This window comes from Aeromonas sp. ASNIH4, from assembly GCF_002934425.1.
Taxonomy (GTDB): Bacteria; Pseudomonadota; Gammaproteobacteria; order Enterobacterales; family Aeromonadaceae; genus Aeromonas; species Aeromonas hydrophila.
On the sequence record NZ_CP026217.1, the window covers coordinates 338,934 to 363,446 of the forward strand.

Here is a 24,513-nt window from a genome sequence, read left to right on the forward strand (position 1 = left end):
GGCGCTGGCACAGCCAGCGCCTTTTCTTTATCATTCCCCATCATTTTCGAATTCAAGATGCATCGCCATGGCAAAAGCCCTCTCTCTGATGCTTGCCCAGTTGAATCTGACGGTAGGCGCCATCGAAGATAACTGTGACAAGGTGCTGGCGGCAGCCGCCGAGGCCGATCGGCAAGGTGCCGATCTGCTGGTCTGCTCCGAACTGGCTCTGACCGGCTATCCGCCGGAAGATTTGCTGCTGCGCGCCGATCTTATGATCCGGGTGGAGGCCGCCCTGGCCCGCATCGCGGCATGGCAGGGGGCTTGCGCCATTCTGGTGGGTCACCCCTGGCGCGACGGGGAGGCACTCTACAACGCCGCCTCCCTCTACGAGCAAGGCAAGCTGGTCGCACGCTACTTCAAGCAGGATCTGCCCAACTACGGGGTATTCGACGAGAAGCGCTACTTCACTGCGGCAACAGAGACCTGTGTGGTCCCCTTCCGTGGTCATCAGTTGGGGTTGCTCATCTGTGAAGACCTCTGGCAGCCGGGTCCGGCGCTGGCCGCCAAGGCTGCGGGGGCCGAGCTGCTGCTCACCATCAATGCGTCGCCCTATGATCAGGAGAAACCCTGGATCCGCCGCGAGCTGATGGCCGAACGCTGCGATCAGACCGGTTTGCCGCTGGTCTACCTCAATCAGGTATGTGGTCAGGACGAACTGATCTTCGACGGCTGCTCCAAGGTGTTCAACAGCCAGGGCGAGCTGACCCACAAGCTGGCTCCCTTTGCCGAAGAGCTGGCGCTGGTGCGTTTTACCGATGGTCAACCGGTGAAAGAGCGGGAACCCGCGGCACCGCTGGAGCCATTGGCCGAGATCTATCAGGCACTGGTACTGGCGGTGCGCGACTATGTCACCAAGAACGGCTTCCACGGCGCCGTGCTGGGCCTCTCCGGCGGCATCGACTCGGCACTGACCCTGGCCATCGCGGCTGATGCCATCGGCGCCGACAAGGTGCAGGCGGTGATGATGCCGTTCCGCTACACCGCGCAGATGAGTGTGGAAGATGCCAAGGAGCAGGCCGAGCGGATGGGGGTGGAGTTCAACATCATCTCCATCGAGCCGATGTTCGAGGGCTTTATGGCCCAGCTGGCACCGCTGTTTGAGGGCACTGCTCGCGACACTACTGAAGAGAACCTGCAGGCCCGCTGCCGCGGCGTGCTGTTGATGGCGCTCTCCAACAAGCGTCGTCGCATCGTGCTGACCACCGGCAACAAGAGTGAAATGGCGGTCGGCTATGCCACTCTGTACGGCGACATGGCCGGCGGTTTCGACGTGCTGAAAGATGTGCCCAAGACGCTGGTCTTCAAGCTGTGCGAATATCGCAATACCGTCGATTACGTGATCCCGCAGCGAGTCATCGACCGCCCGCCTTCGGCAGAATTGGCGCCGGACCAGGTGGATCAGGACAGCCTGCCCCCCTACGACATCCTGGATGCCATCCTCAAGCGCTATGTGGAAGAAGACGCCTCCGTTGCTGACATGGTGGCGGAGGGCTTCGAAGAGGCGGTGGTGCGCAAGGTGATCCGGCTGGTGGATCTCAACGAATACAAGCGCCGTCAGGCGGCGGTCGGGCCCCGCATCACGGCCCGCAACTTTGGTAAGGATCGCCGTTACCCCATCACGTCCGGGTTTGGCAAACAGAACTGGTAAGGAGTCACCATGAAGAAGATTGAAGCCATCATCAAACCGTTCAAGCTGGACGATGTGCGCGAGGCCCTGGCCGAGATCGGCATCAACGGCATGACAGTGTCCGAGGTCAAGGGCTTCGGCCGTCAGAAAGGCCACACCGAGCTCTATCGCGGCGCCGAGTACATGGTCGACTTCCTGCCCAAGGTAAAGGTGGAGCTGGTGGTGCAGGACGAGGATCTCGATGCCTGCCTGGAAGCGATCCAGAACACCGCCCGCACCGGCAAGATTGGTGACGGCAAGATCTTCGTCTGTGAGGTGGAGCGCGTCATTCGTATCCGTACCGGCGAAGAGAACGAAGACGCCATCTGATGAGATGGCCGTGCCTCGTGATGAGCCAACTAATGGAGACTCGATCCCGCTGATGTCCTGGATGCGCCTCGTTGCGGTGGCCGGCCTGCTGGCCGGTCTGACCGCCTGTAGTACCCGGCCGCCGGCCCAGCCGGAAAACCTGTGCCAGATTTTTCGCGAGAAGCCGGAGTGGCACAAGGCGGCGCTCAAGATGAACGAGAGGTGGGGAACCCCGATCCAGGTGGTGATGGCCATGATGTATCAGGAGTCCTCCTTCGTGCACGATGCCCAGCCGCCGATGCAGTATTTCCTCTTCATCCCGACCGGGCGTGCCAGTTCCGCCTACGGCTATGCCCAGGTCAAGGATGAAACCTGGGCTGACTACCAGCGGGAAACCGGCAACGGCTGGAGCGATCGCGACGACTTTGCCGACGCCATCGACTTCATGGGCTGGTACACTCACAAGGCCCAGCGGCTGAACGGCACCTCCAAGTGGGATGCGTATGGCCAGTATCTCAACTATCACGAAGGGTGGGGTGGCTATCGGCGTGGCAGCTACCGCAGCAAGGGATGGCTGATGAAGACATCCCGCAAGGTGGAGGCCCGCGCCCAGCGCTACGGCGCCCAGTATCGACAATGCAAGGATCAGCTCTCCAGCGGGGGCTGGTTCTGGTAACCAAATCAGGAGTCAGAAATGCCGTTATTGGACAGTTTTACCGTTGACCACACCCGCATGGCTGCGCCGGCGGTGCGTGTGGCCAAGACCATGCAGACCCCGAACAAGGACACCATTACCGTGTTCGACCTGCGTTTCTGCGTGCCGAACCAGGAGATCCTCTCCGAGCGCGGCATTCACACCCTCGAGCACCTGTTTGCCGGCTTCATGCGTGACCACCTGAACGGCAACGGGGTGGAGATCATCGACATCTCCCCCATGGGCTGCCGGACTGGCTTCTACATGAGCCTGATCGGTGCGCCGGACGAAGCCCGGGTTGGTGCCGCCTGGCAGGCCGCCATGAGCGACGTGCTGACCGTGCAGGAGCAGGGTAAGATCCCCGAGCTGAACGAATACCAGTGCGGTACCTACAGCATGCACTCACTGGAAGAGGCCCATGCCATCGCCCGCCACGTGCTGGAGCGCGGCATCGGCGTCAACCGCAATGACGAGCTGGCCCTGCCGGAAGAGAAGCTGAAAAGCCTCTGAACCCGGGATGGCAAACATGAAAAAGGCCGGTCAATGACCGGCCTTTTTGCGTGCTGACGGAATCAGGATGGCAGCGGCATCACCCGGTTGCGACCCAGCTCCTTGGCTTTGTAGAGCAGCTTGTCGGTGCGCTCGACCAGGCTGTCGCCCGTCTCCTGACCGCTGTATTCACCGACCCCGAACGAGGCGGTGATGTGGTCGATGCGCCGGCCCGACTTGCGATCCAGGATCGACATCTTCTCGATGGCCCGGCGCAGGCTCTCCGCCATCTGGCGGCTCAGCGCCAGACTGCGCATGGGGACCAGCAGGGCAAACTCCTCGCCGCCGAGGCGGTAGGCGGTGACGCCCTCCTTGCAGGTTTCCCGCAGCCGCTTGCTGAAGGCGCGCAGCACCTGGTCTCCCAGCAGGTGGCCATATTCGTCGTTGAAGTTCTTGAAGCGGTCTATGTCCGACAGGATCAGGGAGAAGGGCTGCTTGTTGCGGATCAGGCTCTCTATCTCCAGATCGAAGGCGCGCCGGTTGAGCAGGCTGGTGAGGGCATCCTCGTTGGCCAGCTTGCGGGTCTCGTTGAGCGCCTCGCGCAGCTCCTTGATCTCCTTCTCGGCGCTGCTGAGCTGGTTGCGAAAGTGCATGGTGGACATGCGCACGTCCCGCGACTCGCGCACCAGATCCCGCAGGATCCCCATGGTGTCTTCCAGGCTCAGCCCCTCGTCGTCGATGAGGCTCAATCGGTCGAAGCTCTTGTCGAGCATGTCCTGAAACATGCCGGTGTCGGAGAGGGCATCCTGCATGGTGTGACCAAGCTCGTTGGCCATGGCGGCCAGATTGAGCTTCATGGTTTCCATCTGCTGCTCATCTTGCGCGGCGAGGTGCTGGTGATAGAGGCGTTCGCAGGTGGTGAGAGAGCAGGTTCCCTGCAGCTTGATGGCCTGATCGATGGCCTGATTGAGCTCGGGCATGCTGGCCGCCACGTAGTTATACCAAAGGGTGTAATTATCCGGCGTGGTGGGGATTTGATACTTGATCATCAGGGGAACCGCCTGCTTGAGATAGGCGGCGGATTGGGCGAACGAGTCCTTGCTCATGAGTTCCATGTCTCATCATGCCTGCAAACTGTGCATAGTATGACAGAGAGATTGGCCAAAAGGCAGTCGATGGATGCCATTCGCCCCCCCCTCCGATATAATGGCACCGTTACCACCTACCCTAAGGCCTGCTTATGTCTCAAAAAGATCCTTTCCTCGAACGCGAGGCCGAAAAATACGAGAATCCCATCGCCAGTCGCGAGATGATCCTCGACCTCATCAAGGGCCATGAAAAGCCCATGTCCCGTGAAGAGCTGGCAAAGGTCCTCAAGCTGACCGAAGAAGAGCCGCTGGAAGCCCTGCGCCGTCGTCTGCGCGCCATGGAGCGTGATGGTCAGCTGGTATTCACTCGCAACCAGTGTTACGCCCTGCCGGATCGCCTGAATCTGGTGAAAGGCTACGTGCTCGGCCACAAAGATGGCTTCGGTTTTCTGCGCCCCGAGGGTGGTGGCCCGGATCTGTTCCTGAACAACCGCGAGATGCAGCGCCTGATGCACGGCGACTACGCCCTGGTGCAGCCTACCGAGATCGACCGCAAGGGGCGCCAGGAGGCGCGTCTGGTACGTCTGCTCAAATCCCGTGAAGCGGACATCGTTGGTCGCTATTTCGTCGAGAACGGCGTCGGCTTCGTGGTGCCGGATGACAGCCGCATCGGCCAGGACATCATCATCCCGGAAGGGGAGAACAAGGGGGCTCGCCAGAGCCAGGTCGTGGTCGTGCGCATCAATCAGCGCGCCACCGCCCGCTTCAATGCGGTCGGTACCGTGCTGGAAGTGCTGGGTGAAAACATGGCGCCCGGCATGGAGATCGAGATCGCCCTGCGTACCCACGGCATTCCGCACACCTGGCCGGAAGAGGTGACCAAAGAGGTTGCCGGTCTGGGCGAGCAGGTGCCGGAGAAGGCCAAAGAGGGCCGCATCGACCTGCGCGCCCTGCCGCTGGTGACCATCGACGGGGAAGATGCCCGTGACTTCGATGACGCCGTCTTCTGTGAAGCCAAGCGCGGCGGCGGTTGGCGTCTGTGGGTGGCCATTGCCGACGTCTCCGCCTACGTGAAGCCGGGCACCGCCCTCGACACCGAAGCCTACCAGCGCGGCAACTCGGTCTACTTCCCCGAGTTCGTGGTGCCCATGCTGCCGGAGGTACTTTCCAACGGCCTCTGCTCGCTCAACCCGCAGGTCGACCGCCTCTGCATGGTGTGCGAGATGACCATCTCCGCCGCCGGCCGCATGTCCGGCTACAAGTTCTACGAAGCGGTGATGAACTCCCATGCCCGCATGACTTACACCAAGGTGGCGGCGATCCTGGAAGGGGATCCCAAGCTGCGTCAGCAGTACGAGCCGCTGGTGGGTCACATCGAGGAGCTCAACAACCTCTACAAGGCGCTCAAGCATGCCCGCCATCAGCGGGGTGCGGTGGAGTTCGAGAGCGAAGAGACCCGCTTCATCTTCAACGCCCAGCGCAAGATCGACCGCATCGTGCCGCTGGTGCGCAACGACGCCCACAAGATCATCGAAGAGTGCATGATCCAGGCGAACGTGGCCGCGGCCCGCTACATCGAGAAGAACGAGGCCGCCGCCCTGTTCCGGGTGCACGACCGCCCGGGCGAAGAGCGTCTGACCGGCTTCCGTGACTTCCTGGCCGAACTGGGTCTGGAGCTCAAGGGGGGCCTGGAGCCCGAGCCGAAGGATTTCGCCGATCTGGCCGCCAAGTTCGAAGGGCGCCCGGATGCGGAGCTGCTCTCCACCATGCTGCTGCGCTCCATGCGTCAGGCCATCTATCAGGCCGACAACATCGGTCACTTCGGTCTGGCTCTGAAGTCCTACGCCCACTTCACCTCGCCGATCCGTCGCTACCCCGACCTCATCCTGCATCGTGCGATCAAGTATCAGACCGCCAAGGAGCAGCAGGCCAACCTGCGCCACAAGTGGACCCCGAGCGGTGGCTACCACTACCAGCTGGAAGAAGTGGACCCGATGGGCGAGCACTGCTCCATGACCGAGCGCCGTGCCGATGACGCCACTCGCGACGTGGCCGACTGGCTCAAGTGCGAGTACATGCTGGATCACGTGGGTGACGAGTTTGACGGCGTCATCGCCAGCGTCACCGGCTTTGGCTTCTTCGTGCGTCTGGCGGAGATCCACATCGACGGTCTGGTGCACGTCAGCACCCTCACCAACGACTACTACCAGTTCGACCCGCTGCACCAGCAACTGATCGGCGAGAACTTCCGCCGCCGCTACCGTCTGGGTGACAAGGTGCGGGTCAAGGTGATGGGCGTGAATCTGGACGATCGCAAGATTGACTTCGTGATGGTGGAAGAGCCGCTCAAGGCCACCGGCAAGAACGCCAAAGAGATGGCGCGCAAGCAGGCCGAGATCAAGAAAGAGAAGGCCAAGAGCGCACAGCGTCACGAAAAACGTAAAGAGGGCAAGGATCACGGCAAATCCGACAAGGGCGGCCGCGCCAAACCCAGCAACAGACGACCGAGCAAAAAAGCTCGCGACAAGGCCAAGAGCACTAAATGAGTACTGAACTGATCTACGGCATTCACGCTGTATCCGCGCTGCTGGAGCGCACCCCGGAGCGTTTCATCGAGGTGTGGGCCCTCAAGGGGCGCGATGACGACCGGCTGCAACCCCTGCTGGCGGAGCTGGATGCGCTCGGCCTCAAGGTGCAGAGCGTGAACCGCAAGACGCTCGACGACAAGGCAGAGGGCAACAATCACCAGGGCATCATGGCCCGGGTGAAAGAGGCGCCCAAGCTGGCCGAGCACGACCTGGCCAGCCTGCTGGACAAGTTGGCCGAGCAACAGACTCAACCCTTCCTGCTGGTGCTGGATGGTGTGACCGATCCGCACAATCTGGGCGCCTGCCTGCGCAGCGCCGATGCGGCCGGCGTGCATGCGGTGATCGTGCCGCGCGACAAGGCCACCGGCCTGACTCCGATCGTGCGCAAGGTCGCCTGTGGCGCTGCCGAAGTGGTGCCGCTCATTCAGGTTACCAATCTGGCTCGCAGCCTGCGCGAGCTGCAGGAGCGTGGCGTGTGGATCGTCGGTACCGCCGGCGAGGCGGATCACGACGTGTTCCAGGCCAAACTCACCGGCCCGATGGCGCTGGTGATGGGCGCAGAGGGCAAGGGTATGCGTCGCCTCACCCGCGAGCATTGCGACGAGCTGGTGAGCATCCCGATGGCAGGGACGGTATCCAGCCTCAACGTCTCGGTAGCGACCGGCGTCTGCCTGTTTGAAGCCGTGCGCCAGCGTCGTGCCTGAGGCGAGCTGAATGGACAGACCCCCGTTTTGCCGGGATCGGGTCACAGATGAGCAGGAGGCCGCGCGCCTCCTCTCTTTTGCCCGGCCGCTGACCCTGAGCCCCCGTGCCTGCCTCTGGCATGCTGGCGATCGACCCGATCTGCTGGTGATGGTGGAACGGGGGCTGCTGCGGGCCAAGGTGGTGCTGGCGGATGGCCGCGAGTACATCAAGGAGTTCTACTGGGAGGGTGACGAGTTCCTCGACTTCCACCACCTGCTCAGTGGCGAGCCGGCCCGCTACAGCGTGGAGGCGCTGGAGCCTTGTCGGCTCTTGCTGTTCAATCTGGCCGAGCTGCGCACGCTCTCCTGCTGGCCCGCCTGGTATCAGCATCTGCTGGCGGTGCAGCTGCGCATCAAGGAGGAGAAGGAGCTGCTGCTGCTGACCGAAAGCCCGCAGGCTCGCTATCAGCACTTTCTGCGCAGTTTTCCCGCGCTGGAGGCCAGGGTGCCCGATCACCAGATCGCCGCTTATCTGGGCATCACCCCCATCAGCCTGAGCCGCATTCGCAAGAGAATGCGAAATACACCCTGATCGTCGAATGGCGTATTGCAAGCATACGGCGCTGTTGCCACTCGAGAATCTCCGTATGATGTGCACGGTTCGCCATGAGTCCGGGAGTGCACATATGAGAAGGTTTGTTACCCATTCTGCTTTTAATCTGTTGTGGTTGCTGACCACGGTAGGGGCGTGTGTTGGTTCGGCTACCGCACAGACTGCCTCGTTTGATTGTGGGGTGGCCAGTACGGTCATCGAACACACGATTTGCCAACAAGATGTGCTAGGCGCACTCGACAGTCAGCTGGCCGATCGCTATGAACAGGCTCGTGATAGTGCTGATTCATCTCAAGCGGATGTACTGCTTGCCGAACAGCGTCAGTGGCTTAAACAGCGTAACGCCTGCAGTAAGAAGACATCGCAACTGCCAGAGTGCTTGCGAGACAGCATGGCGCACCGTATCAAAGTGCTCGGCGAGCAGGTCGCACAACAAGACAAGGCGTTCACCGAGACAGTGCAACTGATCCAGGTCGATCCCGCCGCTGCTGCGGTCAAGCTGAATGATTACCGTAGTGCCGAGGCTTCGGTGTGGCTGCTCTATCTTCATCAGTTCGAGTCGGCGAGCGGGGTCAGCGACAAGCTGGCGCGTGCTCGCTATGCCCAGGTATTGGCCAGATTCAATAACGAATATACCGCGTCTATGGCCGCCGATTTGGGATACGAGAAGCCCGCAACCCGTGCCAGCGCGACCTTGACCTTGCTGCGTCTGGTGCTGGAAGAGCGATCCAATCCCGAGTCACAGCGACACTGCTTTATCTTTAAACGCATCGGCTGGCCTGCATATGACGCCTTTGGCGGGCTCTGGGGATCAAGCCGCGATAACATGGCGCCTTACTGCTCTCTTCCAGATGATCTGTTCCGGCGTCCGGTCTGGCAGCGTCTTAGCCAGCTCTTCAATACACAGATGGAACGCATCTCCTCCTCTTTTGGCACCATAGTTTTCGGTACCTTCGCCGATTGGCGGATAGACGAGCTGCATATCAATCTTGCCCCCGAGGATTTTATTGCTATCGATAAGGCAGGGAGGTCGACCTCGGCTGCTGAACCACGGATACGCAACGGGGATGCGAAGGTATGGCCGGTCGCCGAGCGTGAGGCCATGCTCAAGGCGATAGCGGAGGTGCGGCAGCTCACACTTACCTGGCTGCAGGAAGAGAAGGGGATGTCGGTCCAAAACGCCGAGATCGCCGTGAACAACATCGTGGCAATCTGGCTTAATCAGCGCCTAGATTTCATCGAAGAATGGGACTTGAGCGAGGATGCCTAACATTAACAATGGTTAATGAAGGAGGCTGGCACATCGATTATGCTGCACCTTTCCCCTTACATGGAGTCGCGGATGAACTGGATCCTGAAACCCTGGTGCGAACTCACCACGGACGAGCTGTATGACCTGTTGGCCCTGCGGGTCGAGGTGTTTGTGGTCGAGCAGACCTGTCCCTTCCAGGACCTGGATGGCCTAGACCGCCGGGATGGAGTGCTGCACCTGCTCGGCTGGCAGGATGGGGCTCTGGTGGCCTACGCCAGGCTGATGGCACCCGGTGTGGCCAAGGCGCAGCAGGTGGTGATCGGTCGGGTGGTGACGGCGCCCGAGGCGAGAGGCGATGGCCTGGGTCATCGGCTGATGCAGCAGGCGTTGCAGGAGTGTGCCCGGCTGTGGCCAGGGGTCAGCATCTATCTGGGGGCGCAGGCACACCTGCAAGGTTTCTACGGTCGTCACGGCTTCACTGCCGTGGGTGAACCCTATCTGGAAGATGACATTCCCCACATCGGCATGAGCTCCTCTTAATACCTTTTAAGCATAACAATGAAATTATTATGTCTTGAGGTAGTAAAGAAAACGGGTGCTCGGCGCCATGTTAGTGGGTACCCTCTGAGTGATTAATCGGCAACAGTTGATGGATAGGTTTTAAAAATGGTCTTTTACCCCATTAATTCAGAACAAGATTCAGCGATTGAGCCGTTGAGCCATTTTATTAGCGTTCGCCACTCGAGCGGCTGTCGCTGATGGAGTTGTTGCGCAAGCGGTTCGCACTGGACCTGCAAACCTTCGCCATCATCACCCTGGTGCTGGGCAATCTGGCCCAGGCCTTCTCCGACGTGCTGGTCAAGCTGATCGGCCCCGGCTTCAGCCCCTTCCAATACATGTTCCTGCGCCAGCTGCTGACCCTGCTGGTGCTGCTGCCCTTTATGCTGCGGGTACCGCGCTCAGCCTGGGGGTTGGGTGCCTGGAAGTGGCACCTGCTGCGCGGCCACCTCTGCCTGCTCGGCGGGGGTGGCATGATGCTGGCCCTGACCCAGCTGCCGCTGGCCACGGCCAACGCCATCTTCTATGTCTCCCCGTTGCTGACGCTGCCGCTGGCGGCCTGGCTGCTCAAGGAGAAGATCAATTCCCGCGTCTGGTTGTTGGGAGGCATGGGGCTGCTCGGGGTGGTGTTCGTGCTGCGGCCGGGGGATTTCCATCTGGCCGGGCTGGGCGCCCTGGTGACCGCCTTCACCCTGGCGTTGTTCAACATTACGGGGCGCAAGTTGCCAGCCGGGATCTCGGTGGTGGCAACCCTGTTCTGGGCCAACCTGCTGGCTCTGCCGCTGACCGCCGGGCTGGCGGTACACCAATGGCAGCCGGTGGACTGGCGACTGCTGGTGCTGATCGGCGGCAGCGGCGTCATGCAACTGCTCTATCACGCCAGCTGCTTCTATGCCTATCGCCAGGTAGAGGCCAACCGCATCGCGGCGACCGAGTACTCGGGCCTGATGTTCGTGGTGCTGCTGGGGGTCTGGCTGTTTGGCGAGATCCCGGCATGGAACCTCTGGGTCGGGGTGAGTTTCATCCTGCTGGCCATTCACTGGCAGCGTCGATTGCGCTGACATCCCCATTGGCAGCAGGCCGGTGGGTGAGAAAAACAGGCATCTTATGAGGCCGCTCTCTGTCATGGCCGGGCAAACCGGCTATGCTGGGCGGCCTGTTGCTATCGGAACCCTGTTGTGACCCCTACCATCTTTGCTGCCATCCTGCTGGCCGCCCTGCTGCATGCGCTCTGGAATGCGCTGGCCAAGCGCCAGGCCGAGGGGCGCGTCAGCGTCTTGCTGGTCTCCCTCTGCTCCGGCCTGTTTGCCGCTCCCTTGCTGCCCTTGGTGGGGTGGCCGGTGGCGGCCGAATATCCCTGGCTGGCGCTCTCCATCCTGCTGCACTGCGGCTACTGTCTTTTTCTCGGTCGGGCCTATCGACTGGGTGAGTTCGGCCAGATCTATCCGCTGGCCCGGGGCAGTGCTCCTCTGGTGACCCTGCTGTTCGGTGCCCTGCTGCTGGGTGAAGTGCCGGGGATGGTGGCGGTGACGGGGGCCGTGGTGCTGGTGAGCGGCGTGTTGCTGATGGCGTGGCGCGGCGGCCTGCGGCTGGCGCCGGCCGCGCTGCAGGCGGTGCTCATCACGGCGCTGTTTACCGCCTCCTACACCCTGTCCGATGGGGCGGGAGCCCGCTCGGCCGGTGAGCCGATACGTTATACCCTCTGGCTGTTCGCCCTCACCGCGTTGATGATGCCGCTGCTGATGCGCTGGCAGAGTCGCACCGCCTGGCGCGAGCTGGGGCCTGCGGCGTGGCGCAGCGGCGCCATCGGGGGCGCCCTGTCGTTGTTGGCCTACGGTATCGTCATCTGGGCCATGACCAAGGCACCCATCGGCCTGGTGGCGGCCCTGCGCGAGAGCAGCGTGCTGTTTGCGGTGCTGCTCTCCTGGGGCTGGCTGGGGGAGACGCTGGGGCGGGTCCGGTTGCTGGCCGCCCTGGTGATCCTGGGCGGCATCCTGCTGATCCGCCTCGGCTAGGGGGAGGCGGCTTAAGGCATCCGGGCCGGTCGGTCAGGGAGTGACCCGGGTAGTGAGGGTCATTCCTTCCTCACAGGAGGCCAGTTGCACCTGTACCTGCCCCAGTTCGGCCAGGCTGCCCACATGGGTGCCGCCACAGGGGATGGTGACCTCCCGGCCTTCCAGCGAGCAGTGCCAGTAACGGGAGTCGATGATCGCCTCGCCGGCCCGGCTGCGGCGAATGTCAGCCCCGCTTGCTACCCAGTCGGCCAGCTGGCGGTTGACCTGCACTTCAATCTGCGCCAGGTCTGCCAGCAGCGCCTCGCTGTTGACTCCCTTCTTGCGCAGGCTCTTGCCGATCCGGTACTGCTCGCGCGAGCCCATGGGCTCGACCCGCGAGGTCTGGATGGCGAGGCGGTCGAAGTCCGGCTGATCTAGCGCATCCCGCTCGCTGACCTCCTTGCGCCAGTAGGGGACGAGTGCCCGGTTGAGCGCCAGTGCCGCCAGATGACAGCCGCTGTGGCCCAGGCTCAGGGCGTGGCGAGCCTCGGCATCCACCCGCAGTGTCACCTGGCTGCCCACTGGCAGCGCACAGTGACCGGCCAGCGGGTGCACCACCACGAAGCGCCATCCTTCTGCGCCCCGCTTGACCGGGATCGCCTGGTCGACGAACAGCTCCCCATCCGGGCTGATGGCCCCCATGCGACAGGGGCCGACGGTCGCGTCACCGCCCTCCCAATGCACGGTACCCACGTCACCCGGCTGATCGGGCCAGAGGTGGCTCTGGGGATGAAAGGGGGTGAGGTCGGTGACCAGCAGGCTGGTGTCGCCGCTCTGGCAGCAGATGACGCTGGCCTGCTCCTGATGGTGGCCCAGCACGAAGCTGGCTCGGGTATGTGGCATGGATGGCTCCCGCAAATCGAAGAGGAAGAGAGCCGCCAGCATACGCCAAAGCGCAGGTCGGCTCATTAACCTCGGTTAACGAGCCGGCCTTGGGAGTGGATGGTGGGCTAGATCATGGCGACCAGCAGGTAGGCGTTGAGCCCGATCACCAGAGCGACGATGAGGCGGCCGACTGCCTGGGTCACCGGGTGGTTGCGATATTGCCCCATCAGGGCGCGATCGCCGGTCAATATCAGCAGCGGGATCAGAGCCAGCGCGATGCCGAAGCTCAGCACCACCTGGCTCAGCACCAGGATTTCGGTGGTGTTGAGGCCCATGGCGATCACCACGAAGGCGGGAGCCATGGTGATGGCGCGGCGCAGCCAGAGCGGGATGGTGAAGCGCACGAAACCCTGCATCACCACTTGGCCGGCCAGCGTGCCCACCACGGTAGAGCTGATGCCGGAGGCGACCAGCGAGAGGCCGAACAGGGTGGCGGCCGCCTGGCCCAGCAGCGGGGTCAGGGTCTGGTAGGCCGACTCCAGCTCGGCCACCTGCTGGTTGCCGGAGCTGTGGAAGGCGGCTGCCGCCATGGCCATCATGGCCAGGTTGACGAAGCCGGCGATGGTCATGGCGATGGCCACGTCGACCCGGGTGGTGTGCAGCCGCTGGGGGACCGAGCCCTGATCCTGGGTGTGCTGGGTCAGTGCCGAGTGCAGGTAGATGACGTGGGGCATCACGGTGGCACCGAGCACGCCGGCCGCCAGATAGACGGCGTCGCTGTTGGGCAGGCCGGGGAAGAGGGCGCCTTCCAGCAGGCTCGGCAGATGGGGGCGGGAGAACACCAGCTCGACGATGTAGGCCGCCGCCACGAACAGCAGCAGGCCGCCCACCACGAACTCCAGCGGTTTCTGGCCGCGAGATTGCAGCATCAGAATGCCCCAGGTGACCACGGCGGTGATGCCGGCCCCTTCCAGCAGGGTGACCCCGAGCAGCAGCTTGAAGCCCACGGCCGCACCGATGAATTCGGCCAGATCAGTGGCCATGGCGATGATCTCCGCCTGTACCCAGTAGGCCCAGACTGCTGGCTTGGGCAGCCGGTCGCGAATGTGCTCCGCTAGGTTCTTGCCGGTGACGATGCCGAGTTTGGCCGAGAGGGTCTGCACCAGCATGGCCATCAGGTTGGCCCATACCACTACCCACAGCAGCTGGTAGCCGAAGGTGGATCCGGCCTGAATGTTGGTGGCGAAGTTGCCCGGATCTATGTAGCCGATGGCGGCGATAAAGGCCGGTCCGAGCAGGGTCAGCTTGAATTTGCGGGCCGGGATGGCCGTGGTCAGCGCGGGTTGCATGGTATCAGCCTCCATAAGTGCATGGAGATAGAATAGATCTAAATGATAATTATTATCAATTGAAGTTTTGTATTGTTCCCATAGATAAAAACATCGGTGGCGGCTGGTTGCAGTGGGGGATGGGATTTTGTACAATACGCCGCCCTAGAAAAGCAGCGTCTAAACACCATTATGTTCCTTGCCTCCGAGGTCTGGCTGCACCTGGGCGGAGGCTGAATTAATCCGTAAGGAGCTAAAATGCGTCATTACGAAATCGTCTTCATGGTTCATCCGGACCAGAGCGAGCAAGTACCTGGCATGATCGAGCGTTACACCGGCGCCATCACCACCTCCGGTGGTACCATTCATCGCCTGGAAGATTGGGGCCGTCGTCAGCTGGCTTACCCGATCGACAAACTGCACAAAGCCCACTACGTTCTGATGAACGTAGAAGCAGAGCAAGCCGTTATCGATGAGCTGGAAACCAACTTCCGCTTCAACGATGCCGTTATCCGCAACATGATCATGCGCACCAAGCACGCCGTGACTGAAGTTTCTCCGATGGCCAAGGCCAAGGAAGAGCGCTTCACCCGTCGTGACGACGAGCGCCGCGAAGAAGCTACTGAAGCTGCTTCCGAAGAGTAATTCTGGATCACTGACTAGAGGATAAAGGCCATGGCACGTTATTTCCGTCGTCGTAAGTTCTGCCGCTTCACCGCCGAGAACGTTACCGAGATCGACTACAAAGATATCGTTACTCTGAAAAACTACATCACTGAATCTGGCAAGATCGTACCGAGCCGTATCACCGGTACCCGCGCCAAGTATCAGCGTCAGCTGGCACGCGCCATCAAGCGTGCTCGTTACCTGGCTCTGCTGCCGTACACCGATCTGCACAACAAGTAAGAATCGGTCCGGCGCTTAAGCCTAACTCAACGAAATTTATAGAGGAAAGGTAATGCAAGTTATCCTGCTCGACAAAATCGCCAAACTGGGCGGTCTGGGTGACCAAGTTTCCGTGAAAGCTGGTTATGCCCGTAACTACCTGATCCCGCAAGGCAAAGCTGTTATGGCTACCAAGGCCAACATCGAGACCTTCGATGCTCGCCGTGCTGAACTGGAAGCCAAACTGGCCGCCGGTAAAGCTGCCGCTGAAGAGCGCGCTGCCAAGCTGGGTGAACTGGCTGCCGTTGTTATCGCCTCCAAGTCTGGCGACGAAGGCAAGCTGTTCGGTTCCATCGGTACCCGTGACGTGGCTGAAGCCATCACTGCTGCCGGCGTAGCCGTTGCCAAGAGCGAAGTCCGCATGGGCAACGTTCTGCGTAACACCGGTGACTACGAAGTTGTTGTTCAGCTGCACGCTGACGTCAAAGCAACCGTACAGATCCAGGTTGTTGCCCTGTAATAGCGATTCGCTTTTGCAGAAAAACCCGCGCACTTGCGCGGGTTTTTTATTTTCAGGCCCAGGGTTAGAGTAAGGATCCGTTCTTCTGGAGGAGATCCCTATGGCCTGGGTCGAAGGTCGCGTCCTTGAGCGCATCGAGTGGACGCCCACCCTGTTCTCCCTGCGTGTGGCGGCCGAGCTGGCCCCCTACAAGGCGGGGCAATTCACCAAACTGGCCCTCGAGCAGGGCGATCGCCGCGTCCAGCGGGCCTACTCCTTCGTCAATCCCCCGTCTGCCCCCTATCACGAGTTCTATTTCGTCGAAATCCCCGATGGGGAACTGACTCCGTCCCTCGGTTCACTGCAAGCGGGCGACAGCCTGCTGGTGCAATCCCTGGCGACCGGTTTTCTGACCCTGGACGAGATACCGGCCGGGCGCGATCTCTGGCTGCTCTCCACCGGCACCGCCATCGGCCCCTTCCTCTCCATGCTGGCCGACGGGGAAGCCTTCGCCTGTTTCGAGAATCTGGTGCTGGTGCACGGGGTGCGCAAGGGGGAAGAGCTGAGCTATCGGGAGCTTATCACGGGTTTTGCCGCCCGCCACGGCGAGCGTTTTCGCTATGTGCCCTTCGTCAGCCGGGAGGAATGGCCCGAGGCGATGGGAGGGCGGATCCCGGCCGCCATCGCCGACGGTCGGTTGCAGGCGCGGGTCGGGCTGGAATTTGCTCCCGAGCTGAGTCAGGTGCTGATCTGCGGCAACCCGGCCATGGTGAAGGAGACCCAGCAGACCCTGCTGTCATTGGGGCTGGCCAAGAACCTGCGGCGGGCGCCCGGCAACATCAGTGCGGAGAACTACTGGTAGAGGAATGGACACAGGGGCCTCGGCCCCTGTGTCAGGGTAACGGGGATGACGATCAATTCTTCTTGCCGTTGCCGTTGCCGTTGCCTTTTTGCTTGTTGTGGCCCTGGCCCGGGTTGTTGCCGCTGTGGATGCTGCGGTTGTAGTGGTCCCGGTATTTGCCGTCCATCTTGTCGCAGTTGAGCTGGATGCGGCTGTCGCCGATGCCGAGATCCAGGCAGTTATTTTGCCACCAGTCGTACTCTTTCTGATCCCAGTTGATGTCCAGCTTGATGTCGTCGGTGGAGAGTTTGACGTCATCGTTGTTCTTGGAGGGGGGCGCCGCCACGGCCACGCCTTGGACGAGCAGCAGGGAGAGCAGCAGTATGGATTTGTGCATGATGACCTCGAGTGCGGAAGTATTGGTCTCAGTGTAGAAGCTGGCGCCTTAACCGGACCGGAACCAGGCACGACATCAGTTGGCGGGCATGTCATGCTGGCTTGCCGCGGGTGGGCAGGCGATCAGGCTAGCGGGGTTTGCCGCGGCAGACAACGGGGAGGCGTCGACAATTTGCCCAATCTGGTCGCAGCCTGTCCGTTTGTGAAGGTATCTGAGTCAATTCAAATGATTAGCCTTCATTCTGTGGCTCGGCTGACTATAATCGGCAGCCAACTTTTCCTGCATATCGCCCCCCCTTCATCATGACTACACAGGCTTCTACCGTGCTGCGCTACCCCAAGGGGTGGTTCGCCTTGACCACGGTGTACAGTTTTACCGGGCTGGCCATTCTGGCCTCCATCGTCTTCTCCCTGCTGCTGTTTCTCTCCATCGACGAGAACCCTCTGATGAAGTGGCTGTTCGGCGGCCTGGCCATCATCTTCGAGCTGGGCAAGTTCTACGTCTGGTACGAGTACGGCGAGTGCAAGGCGCGGCGGGAGCTGAGCGGGGCCTTCTGGTCGCTGCTGTTTTACAGCGTGCTGGCCGCCATCTCCATCGGTGGCAGCATCGGCGGCATCAACAGCGCCACCAACACCATCCTCAACCAACAGGCGCGCCATGAGCGTGAGATCGCCCGCTTCGACGAACAGATCGCCAGCATAGAGCGGCAGATCCAGCTCAACGAGGAGGCGGCCCGCAAGTATATCGAGATGGCGCGCATCTCCAGCGGCGTCAGCGGGCTGCAGCAGGCCAACACCAAGCTCCGGCTGCGTCAGGATGAACTGCGCCAGGAGCGTGATGCCAAGCCCATCAACGAGCAATCCTCCATGCTGGGGCTGATGAGCAGCCTGGCGGATGGCGTTGGCATGAGCATCAGTCAGGTGCAGTTTCTGCTGGTCTGCTTCCTCTCGGTGCTGCTCGACGTGTTTGGCGCCTTCTTCGTCAGCCTGATCGGCGAGGAGAACCGCTTTCGCCGCAGCTGGCTGTGGCAGCAGGCCAGGGAGCAGACCCTGGCCCGCCAGGCTGAGGTGGCGGCCATGGTGCCCGCCGTGGTGGCCAGACCGGAACCCGAGCCGGAGGTGGTGGCTCAGGTGCGCAGCGCGCTGGAGAGCGGCGAGCTCAAGTGCAGCAAGCGGCGGGTCGCAGAGGCGCTGTCGCTATCGCTGGAGGAGGTGGATCGGGTGTTCCAGCATCTGCTGGCCCAGGGGGTGCTGGGGCAGGGCAGCAACCGCCACTACCATCTCAGCTCGCAGGGGAGTTGATCATCAGGCCACCACAGGGTGGCCTTTTTATTGCCGCGCGGGGGCTGTGCTAGTGGGTCAGCACCATCATCAGGCTGAGGAAGGCGGCCAGCCCGCCGCCGATGCCGATGATCCAGTAAAAGCCCTTGGCCCCCTGTTTGAGCGGGATGCGGAAGTAGAGCAGAAACGCCCACCACCCCAGGGCCAGCAACAGAGGAATAAGAAACATTCGAGCCATGGTGTCCTCGCTGTTATTCTGTTGACCCTTGATCAATCAACAGGATGGATTGTGCAATGACGCAGCTACAGATTACCGCATTCGGCGACCCCTCGGTACTTCGGCTCAACCCTTCCCTGGACAAGGTGCCAGCCGACGGCGAAGTGCGGGTGCGCATCTGCTTTGCGGGGGTCAACCCAATCGATGCCAAGACCCGGGCAGGCCTCGGCTGGGCGGCGGCCCAGAACAAGGACAAGCTGCCCTGGACGCCGGGCTACGACGTGGCCGGGGTGGTGGAGAAGATAGGCCCCGGCGTCACCGCGCTGGCCGAGGGGGATCGAGTGTGCGGCATGGTGGGCTTTCCCCTCGCGGCCGGCGGTTACGGCGAGTCCGTGGTGGCGCGTGAGGAGGAGCTGGTCAGGCTGGAGGATATTGGCCTCAGGCAAGGGGCGGCGCTGCCGCTGGCGGGCCTCACCGCCTGGCAGGGGCTGTTTGAACATGGCACCCTCAAGGCGGGGCAACGGGTGCTGATCCTGGCCGGTGCCGGCGGTGTCGGCCACCTGGCGGTGCAGTTTGCCAGCGCCTATGGCGCCGAGGTGGTGGCGACGGCGAGTCGCGACAACCACAGCTTCCTGCACGGGCTGGGGGCCAGTCGGATGGTGGATTACCATGACGCAGACTGGGTTGCTCAAGTGGTGGCCGGCGGTCAGGTCGATCTGGTGCTGGATCTGGTGGGTGGCGAGAGCGGCAAGGCGGCGCTTGCCTGCGTCAAGCCCGGTGGCCGGTTGGTGACTGTGCCCACCATCACTGCCCAGCAGATCAAGGATGCCGCGGCCGGCAGCGCCATCGAGGTGCTCGGCATGCTGGTACACCCCGACCGCCAGCAGCTGAGCCAGATGCTGACCTTGCTGCGCCAGGGTGAGGTTCAGGTCACGGTCGCCGGGGAGTATGCCCTGGCCGAGGGGGCGCTGGCCCATCAGGCCATCGAGCAGGGCCACGTGCGTGGCAAGCTGTTGCTGCGCATGCCCGCCGCGGACGCTCTGGCCGGATGAACGGCATCACCGAGCTGGGGCTCGGCTGGCTGTTTCTGAGCGCCTTCACCTCAGCCACTCTGCTGCCCGGCAGCTCGGAAGTGCTGCTGGGGGCCATGGCGACCAAGGGGGAGTGGAGCATGGCCAGCCTGCTGTTGTGGGCGACGCTGGGCAACACTCTCGGCTCCATGACCACCTGGTGGCTCGGCTGGCTCGCCACCTTCAAGAAAAAACCGGAAGATTTTCAAGGCCGTGGGGAACAAAAAGCCCTCGGCTGGCTCAAACAACATGGCCACTGGTGTCTGCTGCTGGCCTGGACGCCGGTGATCGGCGATGGTCTCTGTCTGCTGGCCGGTTGGCTGCGTCTATCCTTCTGGCGCTCTCTCATTCTCATCGGGCTCGGCAAATTGTTGCGTTATGCCCTGGTCTTTCTGCTGGCCAGGCAGATCTTCTAGCTTCACTCACGAGGTAACCGTGAACAAACTCATTCCATTAAGCATGCTTCTGGGCTTCTCCCTGCCCGTGCTGGCGGCACCCACCCTGGTGTCGGAACAGGTCAAGGAAGAGGGCAAGCTCGGCATTCCCTACCAGATGTACAAGCTGGACAACGGCCTGACCGTCATTCTGGCGCCCGACAAATCCGATCCCCTGGTGCACCTGGACGTCACCTACCACGTGGGCTCGGCCCGCGAGCAGGTGGGCAAGTCCGGTTTCGCCCACTTCTTCGAGCACATGATGTTCCAGGGCTCCAAGCATGTGGGGGATCAGGAACACATGCGGATCATCAACGAAGCTGGCGGTGACATGAACGGCACCACCAACAAGGATCGCACCAACTACTACGAGACCGTGCCGGCCAACCAGCTGGAGAAGGTGCTGTGGCTGGAGGCCGACCGCATGGGCTTCTTGCTCGACGCGGTGAGCCAGAAGAAGTTCGAGATCCAGCGTGCCACCGTCAAGAACGAGCGGGCCCAGCGTATCGACAACCAGCCTTACGGTCTGGTGAGCGAGAAGGTGGGGGAGGCGCTCTACCCGCGCACCCACCCCTACTCCTGGCAGCCCATCGGCTACGTGGAGGATCTCGACCGGGTCGACGTCAACGACCTCAAGCAGTTCTTCCTGCGCTGGTACGGCCCCAACAATGCCACCCTGACCCTGGGCGGCGACTTCGACACCAAGCAGGCGCTGGCCTGGATTGAGCAGTATTTCGGCTCCATCCCGCGCGGCCCGGATGTGGCCGAGCCGATCCCTGCGCCCGTCACCCTGCCCGAGACCCGTTACGTGACGCTTGAGGACAAGGTGCACCTGCCGCTGCTCTACATCAGCTACCCGACCGTGTCGCTCGGCGATCCGCAGGAGCCGGCCCTCGACATGTTTGCCGACGTGCTGGGCGGCAGCGCCAGCTCCATGCTCTACCAGTCGCTGGTCAAGAGCGGCAAGGCTATTGATGCGGGCGCCTCCCACTACTGCGAGGAGCTGGCCTGTACCCTGACCGTCTACGCCTATCCCAACCCGGCGGTGGACGGCAGCCTGAAGACCCTCAAGAGCGAGGTGGACAAGGTGATCGGCGAGTTCGCCGGTCGCGGCCTCAAGCCGGAGGATCTGGAGAAGGCGATCAACAGCTATCGCGCCTCGGCCATCTGGGGTCTGGACAGCGTCTCCGGCAAGGTGAGCCAGCTCGCCATGGGCCAAGTGTTCGCCCAGGATCCCAACTATGTGTTCAAGAGCCTGGATGCCATCGGCAAGGTGACCCCGGAGCAGGTCAAGACCGCCTACGACAAGTTCATCCTGAACAAGCCGGCGGTGGTGCTGAGCGTGGTGCCCAAGGGCAAGAGCGATTGGCAGGCCGCCAAGCCCAACTTCACCCCGGCCAAGCGTGAGCTGCCGGATTACAGCAAGCATGACAAGGTGCTGGCTGAGCGACCGGTGAAAGACGATTTTGATCGCAGCGTGCAGCCCAAGGCGGCCGATGCGGTGAGCGTCAAGGTGCCGGCCATCTGGCACGGCAAGCTCGACAAGGGGATCGAGATCATCGGCACCCAGAGCGACGAAATCCCCGCCGTCTCCATCATGGTCGCTCTGCCGGGCGGCATGCGGGCCGAGGGCAAGGGCGAGCTGGGGCTGGCCAGCCTCACCGCCAGCATGATGGGGCAGGGCTCGGTGCGCCTGACCGAGGCCCAGCTCAGCGACGAGCTGCAAAAGCTCGGCTCCAGCGTCAGCGTCTCCAGCGCCCAGTACAACAACCTGGTCACCATCAGCAGCCTGACCGACAAGCTGCCGCAGACCCTGGCGCTGGTGCGCGAGGTGTTCGAGCGGCCCGGCATGCGCGAAGCCGACTTCGAGCGGGTCAAGGCGCAGATGCTGCAGGGCATGAAGCAGAGCGAGCAGCAGCCGGAGTGGCTGGCCGGTCAGGCATTCCGCGAGCTGGTCTACGGCAAGCAGAACCGCCTCGGACAGCCGGGTGACGGCGTGCTGGCCGATGTCGAGAAGCTGACCCTGGCGGACGTGAAGCGCTTCTACCAGAACTACTACAACCCGACCAACGCCAAGGTGGTGGTGGTGGGTGACGTGACCCAGGCCCAGGTGGAGGATCAACTCGCCTTCCTGACCCAGTGGAAGGGGGCCGAGCCCTCTCTGGGCAGCCTCAAGCCGGCGGGCGAGCAGGCCAAGCCGGGCATCTATCTGGTGGACAAGCCGGGGGCGCCCCAGTCGGTGATCCGCATCGGCCGTCGTGCCATGCCGTTCGATACCACGGGTGACTACTTCACCGCCGGGCTGATGAACTTCAACCTGGGCGGCAACTTCAACAGCCGCATCAACCTCAACCTGCGCGAAGACAAGGGCTACACCTATGGTGCCAGTTCGGGCTTCTCCGCCAACCGGGAGGCGGGTACCTTCGCCACCGGTGCCAACGTGCGGGCCGATGCGACCGTGGATGCCATCCGCCAGTTCCTCAAGGAGATGGACAACTACCGCAAGAGTGGCCCGACCCCGGTGGAATTGGCCTACATGCGCAGTGCCGTCTCCCAGCAGGATGCGCTCTCCTACGAGACCCTGGGCCAGAAGGCGGGCTTCCTGCTGCAGATGATCATGTACGACCTGAAGCCGGACTATGTGCAGGCCCAGAACAACCTGATCAAGACGGTGTCGGCCGAGACGCTCAAGGCCAGTGCGGCACGCTGGCTTGACCCGGCCGAGATGGTGATTGTGGTGGTGGGGGACAAGCAAAAGCTTGAAAAACCCTTGAAGGAGCTTCATCTTCCCATCTATCCGCTGCAGCTGCCCTGAGGGCGCTACATAATAAAGAGTGCCGCCCCCCTGTGGGGCGGCCACACATGAGCCGTGAATATGACTACGACAAGCTTGTCACTCACCGAGTTGTTGACCGCCCTGGGTTCGCCGGAACGGCTGACCGCCCTCAAGGGGATCCGGCGCGGGATCGAACGTGAATGTCTGCGCATCACCCCGGAAGGAACCCTGGCCCAGACCGATCACCCCCGCAGTCTGGGCTCGGCGCTGACCCATGCCAACATCACCACCGACTACTCGGAGAGCCTGCTGGAGTTCATCACGCCGGCCACCGACTCCATCGACAGCCTGATGGAACAGCTTGGCGACATCCACCGTCACACCATCCACCATCTCGGTGATGAACGGATCTGGCCGCTCTCCATGCCCTGCTTCGTCGGCGACGAGGAGAACATCCGGCTGGCCCAGTACGGCAGCTCCAACATCGGCCGGATGAAGACCCTCTACCGGCAGGGGCTGAAGAACCGCTACGGCAGCCTGATGCAGGTGATCGCCGGAGTGCACTTCAACTTCTCCATGCCGGACAGCTTCTGGTGCGAGTGGCAGGAGCTGGTGTGCGAGGGGTGCTGCAGCCAGCGCTTCATCTCCGACAAGTACATGGGGCTGATCCGCAACGTCTACCGCTTCGGCTGGCTGGTGCCCTATCTGTTCGGTGCCTCGCCGGCCATCTGCGACTCCTTCCTGAAGGGGCGCAAGAGCAATCTGCCGTTCCAGAAGACCGGCAAGGGCACCCTCTACCTGCCCTACGCCACCGCGCTGCGGCTGTCGGATCTGGGCTACACCAACAGCGCCCAGGCGGGGCTCAAGATCAGCCACGACAGCCTGCCGGCCTATGTCAGCAGCCTGCGTCGCGCCATCAACACCCATGATCCCGACTTCGCCAAGATCGGTGTCAAGGTGAACGGCGAGTACCGCCAGCTCAACGACAACGTGCTGCAGCTGGAGAACGAGCTGTATGCCCCGATCCGGCCCAAGCGCACCCCGCGCAGCGGCGAGAAGCCGTCGGACGCGCTGGAGCAGCGCGGCATCGAGTACATCGAACTGCGCACCGTGGACGTGAACCCCTTCACCCCGTACGGCATCGAGGTGGATCAGATCCGCTTCTTCGACCTGTTCCTGGTGTGGTGCCTGCTGCGCCCGTCCCCGGTGCTGGGCGACGAGGAGATTGCCCGCAATCGCCGCAACCAGACCAAGGTGGTGCTGGAGGGACGTCGTCCCGGCCTCGAGCTGGAGGACGAGCAGGGTCATGCCATCGGCCTGAAGGAGTACGGCCTCAAGCTGTTCGACGAGCTGGCCGAGGTCGCCGCGCTGCTGGATCGCTGCTGCGGTCGCAACCGCTATCGCGAGACCCTGGCAATGCACCGCGAGAAGCTGCTCAATCCCGAGCTCACCTACTCCGCCCGCCTGCTCAAGCAGTTGCTGGAGAGCGGCCAGGACAACGGCTGCTTCGGCGACGAGCTGGCCAACCGCTACCGGGAAGAGATGCTGGCCGGTGAGCTGCAGTACTGGGACGAGGCCTACTTTGCCGGCGAGGCCCGCGACTCGCTGGCCAAGCAGCGGGAGCGCGAGCGCAGCGACAGCCTGTCGTTCGACGACTTCCTGGCCGACTACTTCGGGACCAGCAAGACCCCGGCCTGACGGGATCCACTTCTGCTGCAAGCCGCTCTTCGGAGCGGCTTTTTTATTCGCGCTCTCCAGTGGGCGGTTGGCCATCACGGGCCCGAAAATAACTGTGAGTCAGCCTTCACTTCAGCAGCGCGATGAGCGGTTTTATTGTCAATCGGCTCACATTTTCCTCTTTTGCAGCTTGAGTCTGATGGGCTTGCCGCCTAATTTCTCGATCACTGAAACGATTCAGCTTAAAC

The 24,513-nt window shown here is 62.3% G+C and carries 25 protein-coding genes; 20 read left to right on the forward strand and 5 right to left on the reverse strand.

Annotated features, from left to right (window positions below; translation table 11 throughout):
• Window positions 1–67 precede the first annotated feature (67 nt).
• From C2U40_RS01600 to luxS, 4 genes are all read left to right on the forward strand, one after another.
• A complete protein-coding gene (locus tag C2U40_RS01600; RefSeq protein WP_103827807.1) occupies window positions 68–1,690 on the forward strand; it encodes an NAD+ synthase in 1,623 nt (540 codons plus the stop codon).
• Window positions 1,691–1,699: 9 nt separating this feature from the next.
• Window positions 1,700–2,038 carry a nitrogen regulatory protein P-II gene (glnB, locus tag C2U40_RS01605; protein WP_005308848.1) on the forward strand — a complete coding sequence of 113 codons (339 nt, stop codon included), beginning with the start codon at window positions 1,700–1,702 and terminating at the stop codon, window positions 2,036–2,038.
• 61 nt (window positions 2,039–2,099) lie between these two features.
• Window positions 2,100–2,693, forward strand: coding sequence for a transglycosylase SLT domain-containing protein (locus C2U40_RS01610; RefSeq protein WP_308457478.1), 594 nt, complete (start codon window positions 2,100–2,102; stop codon window positions 2,691–2,693).
• Between the two features lie 18 nt (window positions 2,694–2,711).
• Window positions 2,712–3,221, forward strand: coding sequence for an S-ribosylhomocysteine lyase (gene luxS, locus C2U40_RS01615; protein ID WP_011704660.1), 510 nt, complete (start codon window positions 2,712–2,714; stop codon window positions 3,219–3,221).
• 62 nt (window positions 3,222–3,283) lie between these two features.
• Here the strand turns inward: luxS and C2U40_RS01620 are convergent, their stop codons facing one another.
• A complete protein-coding gene (locus C2U40_RS01620) occupies window positions 3,284–4,306 on the reverse strand; it encodes a GGDEF domain-containing protein (RefSeq protein WP_181014799.1) in 1,023 nt (340 codons plus the stop codon).
• A 134-nt stretch (window positions 4,307–4,440) separates the two neighbouring features.
• Between C2U40_RS01620 and rnr the strand changes: the two genes are divergently transcribed.
• The 7 genes from rnr to C2U40_RS01655 all read left to right on the forward strand — a co-directional run bounded on the left by rnr (window position 4,441) and on the right by C2U40_RS01655 (window position 11,997).
• The gene (gene rnr, locus C2U40_RS01625; RefSeq protein ID WP_016349442.1) at window positions 4,441–6,834 is read left to right on the forward strand and encodes a ribonuclease R; all 2,394 of its coding nucleotides are present in this window, start codon (window positions 4,441–4,443) and stop codon (window positions 6,832–6,834) included.
• Entirely contained in the window at window positions 6,831–7,580 is a 750-nt protein-coding gene (rlmB, locus tag C2U40_RS01630) for a 23S rRNA (guanosine(2251)-2'-O)-methyltransferase RlmB (RefSeq protein ID WP_103827806.1), read from the forward strand. The genes rnr and rlmB overlap by 4 nt, the downstream gene beginning before the upstream one ends.
• A 10-nt stretch (window positions 7,581–7,590) precedes the next feature.
• The gene (locus C2U40_RS01635) at window positions 7,591–8,151 is read left to right on the forward strand and encodes a Crp/Fnr family transcriptional regulator (RefSeq protein ID WP_103827805.1); all 561 of its coding nucleotides are present in this window, start codon (window positions 7,591–7,593) and stop codon (window positions 8,149–8,151) included.
• A gap of 94 nt (window positions 8,152–8,245) precedes the next feature.
• The gene (locus C2U40_RS01640; protein WP_103827836.1) at window positions 8,246–9,442 is read left to right on the forward strand and encodes a lysozyme inhibitor LprI family protein; all 1,197 of its coding nucleotides are present in this window, start codon (window positions 8,246–8,248) and stop codon (window positions 9,440–9,442) included.
• A 72-nt stretch (window positions 9,443–9,514) separates the two neighbouring features.
• Complete coding sequence (locus tag C2U40_RS01645) at window positions 9,515–9,964, forward strand: GNAT family N-acetyltransferase (RefSeq protein ID WP_065479588.1); 450 nt, start codon at window positions 9,515–9,517, stop codon at window positions 9,962–9,964.
• Window positions 9,965–10,182: 218 nt separating this feature from the next.
• Window positions 10,183–11,043 (forward strand): DMT family transporter, encoded by an 861-nt coding sequence (locus C2U40_RS01650; protein WP_029301975.1) that lies wholly within the window; start codon window positions 10,183–10,185, stop codon window positions 11,041–11,043.
• A gap of 117 nt (window positions 11,044–11,160) precedes the next feature.
• On the forward strand, window positions 11,161–11,997 hold the full coding sequence (locus tag C2U40_RS01655) for a DMT family transporter (protein ID WP_029304635.1): 837 nt from the start codon (window positions 11,161–11,163) through the stop codon (window positions 11,995–11,997).
• A 33-nt stretch (window positions 11,998–12,030) separates the two neighbouring features.
• Here C2U40_RS01655 and C2U40_RS01660 read toward each other — a convergent pair whose 3' ends face one another.
• Window positions 12,031–12,921 (reverse strand): hypothetical protein, encoded by an 891-nt coding sequence (locus C2U40_RS01660; protein WP_181014797.1) that lies wholly within the window; start codon window positions 12,919–12,921, stop codon window positions 12,031–12,033.
• A 65-nt stretch (window positions 12,922–12,986) separates the two neighbouring features.
• Window positions 12,987–14,210, reverse strand: a complete 1,224-nt coding sequence (locus tag C2U40_RS01665) for an Nramp family divalent metal transporter (RefSeq protein WP_168755383.1) — start codon at window positions 14,208–14,210, stop codon at window positions 12,987–12,989.
• A gap of 237 nt (window positions 14,211–14,447) precedes the next feature.
• Here C2U40_RS01665 and rpsF point away from each other — a divergent pair, with 237 nt between their 5' ends.
• The 4 genes from rpsF to C2U40_RS01685 all read left to right on the forward strand — a co-directional run bounded on the left by rpsF (window position 14,448) and on the right by C2U40_RS01685 (window position 16,435).
• Complete coding sequence (rpsF, locus tag C2U40_RS01670; protein WP_005308887.1) at window positions 14,448–14,834, forward strand: 30S ribosomal protein S6; 387 nt, start codon at window positions 14,448–14,450, stop codon at window positions 14,832–14,834.
• A 30-nt stretch (window positions 14,835–14,864) separates the two neighbouring features.
• Window positions 14,865–15,095, forward strand: a complete 231-nt coding sequence (gene rpsR / locus C2U40_RS01675; RefSeq protein ID WP_005308890.1) for a 30S ribosomal protein S18 — start codon at window positions 14,865–14,867, stop codon at window positions 15,093–15,095.
• A 52-nt stretch (window positions 15,096–15,147) separates the two neighbouring features.
• Entirely contained in the window at window positions 15,148–15,594 is a 447-nt protein-coding gene (gene rplI / locus C2U40_RS01680; protein WP_011704669.1) for a 50S ribosomal protein L9, read from the forward strand.
• 100 nt (window positions 15,595–15,694) lie between these two features.
• On the forward strand, window positions 15,695–16,435 hold the full coding sequence (locus C2U40_RS01685) for a ferredoxin--NADP reductase (RefSeq protein ID WP_103827803.1): 741 nt from the start codon (window positions 15,695–15,697) through the stop codon (window positions 16,433–16,435).
• A 52-nt stretch (window positions 16,436–16,487) separates the two neighbouring features.
• On the opposite strand, the gene C2U40_RS01690 is transcribed toward C2U40_RS01685, so the two are convergent.
• A complete protein-coding gene (locus tag C2U40_RS01690; protein WP_103827802.1) occupies window positions 16,488–16,811 on the reverse strand; it encodes a hypothetical protein in 324 nt (107 codons plus the stop codon).
• Between the two features lie 302 nt (window positions 16,812–17,113).
• Between C2U40_RS01690 and C2U40_RS01695 the strand changes: the two genes are divergently transcribed.
• Complete coding sequence (locus C2U40_RS01695; RefSeq protein WP_181014796.1) at window positions 17,114–18,112, forward strand: Preprotein translocase subunit SecY; 999 nt, start codon at window positions 17,114–17,116, stop codon at window positions 18,110–18,112.
• A gap of 49 nt (window positions 18,113–18,161) precedes the next feature.
• On the opposite strand, the gene C2U40_RS01700 is transcribed toward C2U40_RS01695, so the two are convergent.
• Window positions 18,162–18,329: a hypothetical protein gene (locus C2U40_RS01700; RefSeq protein WP_005308905.1), complete on the reverse strand. Its 168-nt coding sequence runs from the start codon at window positions 18,327–18,329 to the stop codon at window positions 18,162–18,164.
• 56 nt (window positions 18,330–18,385) lie between these two features.
• Between C2U40_RS01700 and C2U40_RS01705 the strand changes: the two genes are divergently transcribed.
• The 4 genes from C2U40_RS01705 to gshA are packed head-to-tail and all read left to right on the forward strand — an operon-like array spanning window position 18,386 to window position 24,286.
• Window positions 18,386–19,360 (forward strand): NADP-dependent oxidoreductase, encoded by a 975-nt coding sequence (locus tag C2U40_RS01705; protein WP_181014795.1) that lies wholly within the window; start codon window positions 18,386–18,388, stop codon window positions 19,358–19,360.
• Window positions 19,357–19,794: a YqaA family protein gene (locus tag C2U40_RS01710; protein ID WP_029304641.1), complete on the forward strand. Its 438-nt coding sequence runs from the start codon at window positions 19,357–19,359 to the stop codon at window positions 19,792–19,794. The genes C2U40_RS01705 and C2U40_RS01710 overlap by 4 nt, the downstream gene beginning before the upstream one ends.
• 19 nt (window positions 19,795–19,813) lie before the next feature.
• Window positions 19,814–22,627, forward strand: a complete 2,814-nt coding sequence (locus C2U40_RS01715) for a M16 family metallopeptidase (protein ID WP_103827800.1) — start codon at window positions 19,814–19,816, stop codon at window positions 22,625–22,627.
• 60 nt (window positions 22,628–22,687) lie between these two features.
• Entirely contained in the window at window positions 22,688–24,286 is a 1,599-nt protein-coding gene (gene gshA / locus C2U40_RS01720) for a glutamate--cysteine ligase (RefSeq protein ID WP_029301984.1), read from the forward strand.
• Window positions 24,287–24,513: the final 227 nt, after the last annotated feature.

What these genes read in the sequence shown, in the direction of transcription:
- C2U40_RS01600 (WP_103827807.1), top strand. Translation starts at nt 68, where the DNA reads ATGGCAAAAGCCCTCTCTCTGATGCTTGCCCAGTTGAATCTGACGGTA.
- glnB (WP_005308848.1), top strand. Translation starts at nt 1,700, where the DNA reads ATGAAGAAGATTGAAGCCATCATCAAACCGTTCAAGCTGGACGATGTG.
- C2U40_RS01610 (WP_308457478.1), top strand. Translation starts at nt 2,100, where the DNA reads ATGCGCCTCGTTGCGGTGGCCGGCCTGCTGGCCGGTCTGACCGCCTGT.
- luxS (WP_011704660.1), top strand. Translation starts at nt 2,712, where the DNA reads ATGCCGTTATTGGACAGTTTTACCGTTGACCACACCCGCATGGCTGCG.
- C2U40_RS01620 (WP_181014799.1), bottom strand. Translation starts at nt 4,306, where the DNA reads ATGAGCAAGGACTCGTTCGCCCAATCCGCCGCCTATCTCAAGCAGGCG.
- rnr (WP_016349442.1), top strand. Translation starts at nt 4,441, where the DNA reads ATGTCTCAAAAAGATCCTTTCCTCGAACGCGAGGCCGAAAAATACGAG.
- rlmB (WP_103827806.1), top strand. Translation starts at nt 6,831, where the DNA reads ATGAGTACTGAACTGATCTACGGCATTCACGCTGTATCCGCGCTGCTG.
- C2U40_RS01635 (WP_103827805.1), top strand. Translation starts at nt 7,591, where the DNA reads ATGGACAGACCCCCGTTTTGCCGGGATCGGGTCACAGATGAGCAGGAG.
- C2U40_RS01640 (WP_103827836.1), top strand. Translation starts at nt 8,246, where the DNA reads ATGAGAAGGTTTGTTACCCATTCTGCTTTTAATCTGTTGTGGTTGCTG.
- C2U40_RS01645 (WP_065479588.1), top strand. Translation starts at nt 9,515, where the DNA reads ATGAACTGGATCCTGAAACCCTGGTGCGAACTCACCACGGACGAGCTG.
- C2U40_RS01650 (WP_029301975.1), top strand. Translation starts at nt 10,183, where the DNA reads ATGGAGTTGTTGCGCAAGCGGTTCGCACTGGACCTGCAAACCTTCGCC.
- C2U40_RS01660 (WP_181014797.1), bottom strand. Translation starts at nt 12,921, where the DNA reads ATGCTGGCGGCTCTCTTCCTCTTCGATTTGCGGGAGCCATCCATGCCA.
- C2U40_RS01665 (WP_168755383.1), bottom strand. Translation starts at nt 14,210, where the DNA reads ATGCAACCCGCGCTGACCACGGCCATCCCGGCCCGCAAATTCAAGCTG.
- rpsF (WP_005308887.1), top strand. Translation starts at nt 14,448, where the DNA reads ATGCGTCATTACGAAATCGTCTTCATGGTTCATCCGGACCAGAGCGAG.
- rpsR (WP_005308890.1), top strand. Translation starts at nt 14,865, where the DNA reads ATGGCACGTTATTTCCGTCGTCGTAAGTTCTGCCGCTTCACCGCCGAG.
- rplI (WP_011704669.1), top strand. Translation starts at nt 15,148, where the DNA reads ATGCAAGTTATCCTGCTCGACAAAATCGCCAAACTGGGCGGTCTGGGT.
- C2U40_RS01685 (WP_103827803.1), top strand. Translation starts at nt 15,695, where the DNA reads ATGGCCTGGGTCGAAGGTCGCGTCCTTGAGCGCATCGAGTGGACGCCC.
- C2U40_RS01690 (WP_103827802.1), bottom strand. Translation starts at nt 16,811, where the DNA reads ATGCACAAATCCATACTGCTGCTCTCCCTGCTGCTCGTCCAAGGCGTG.
- C2U40_RS01695 (WP_181014796.1), top strand. Translation starts at nt 17,114, where the DNA reads ATGACTACACAGGCTTCTACCGTGCTGCGCTACCCCAAGGGGTGGTTC.
- C2U40_RS01700 (WP_005308905.1), bottom strand. Translation starts at nt 18,329, where the DNA reads ATGGCTCGAATGTTTCTTATTCCTCTGTTGCTGGCCCTGGGGTGGTGG.
- C2U40_RS01705 (WP_181014795.1), top strand. Translation starts at nt 18,386, where the DNA reads ATGACGCAGCTACAGATTACCGCATTCGGCGACCCCTCGGTACTTCGG.
- C2U40_RS01710 (WP_029304641.1), top strand. Translation starts at nt 19,357, where the DNA reads ATGAACGGCATCACCGAGCTGGGGCTCGGCTGGCTGTTTCTGAGCGCC.
- gshA (WP_029301984.1), top strand. Translation starts at nt 22,688, where the DNA reads ATGACTACGACAAGCTTGTCACTCACCGAGTTGTTGACCGCCCTGGGT.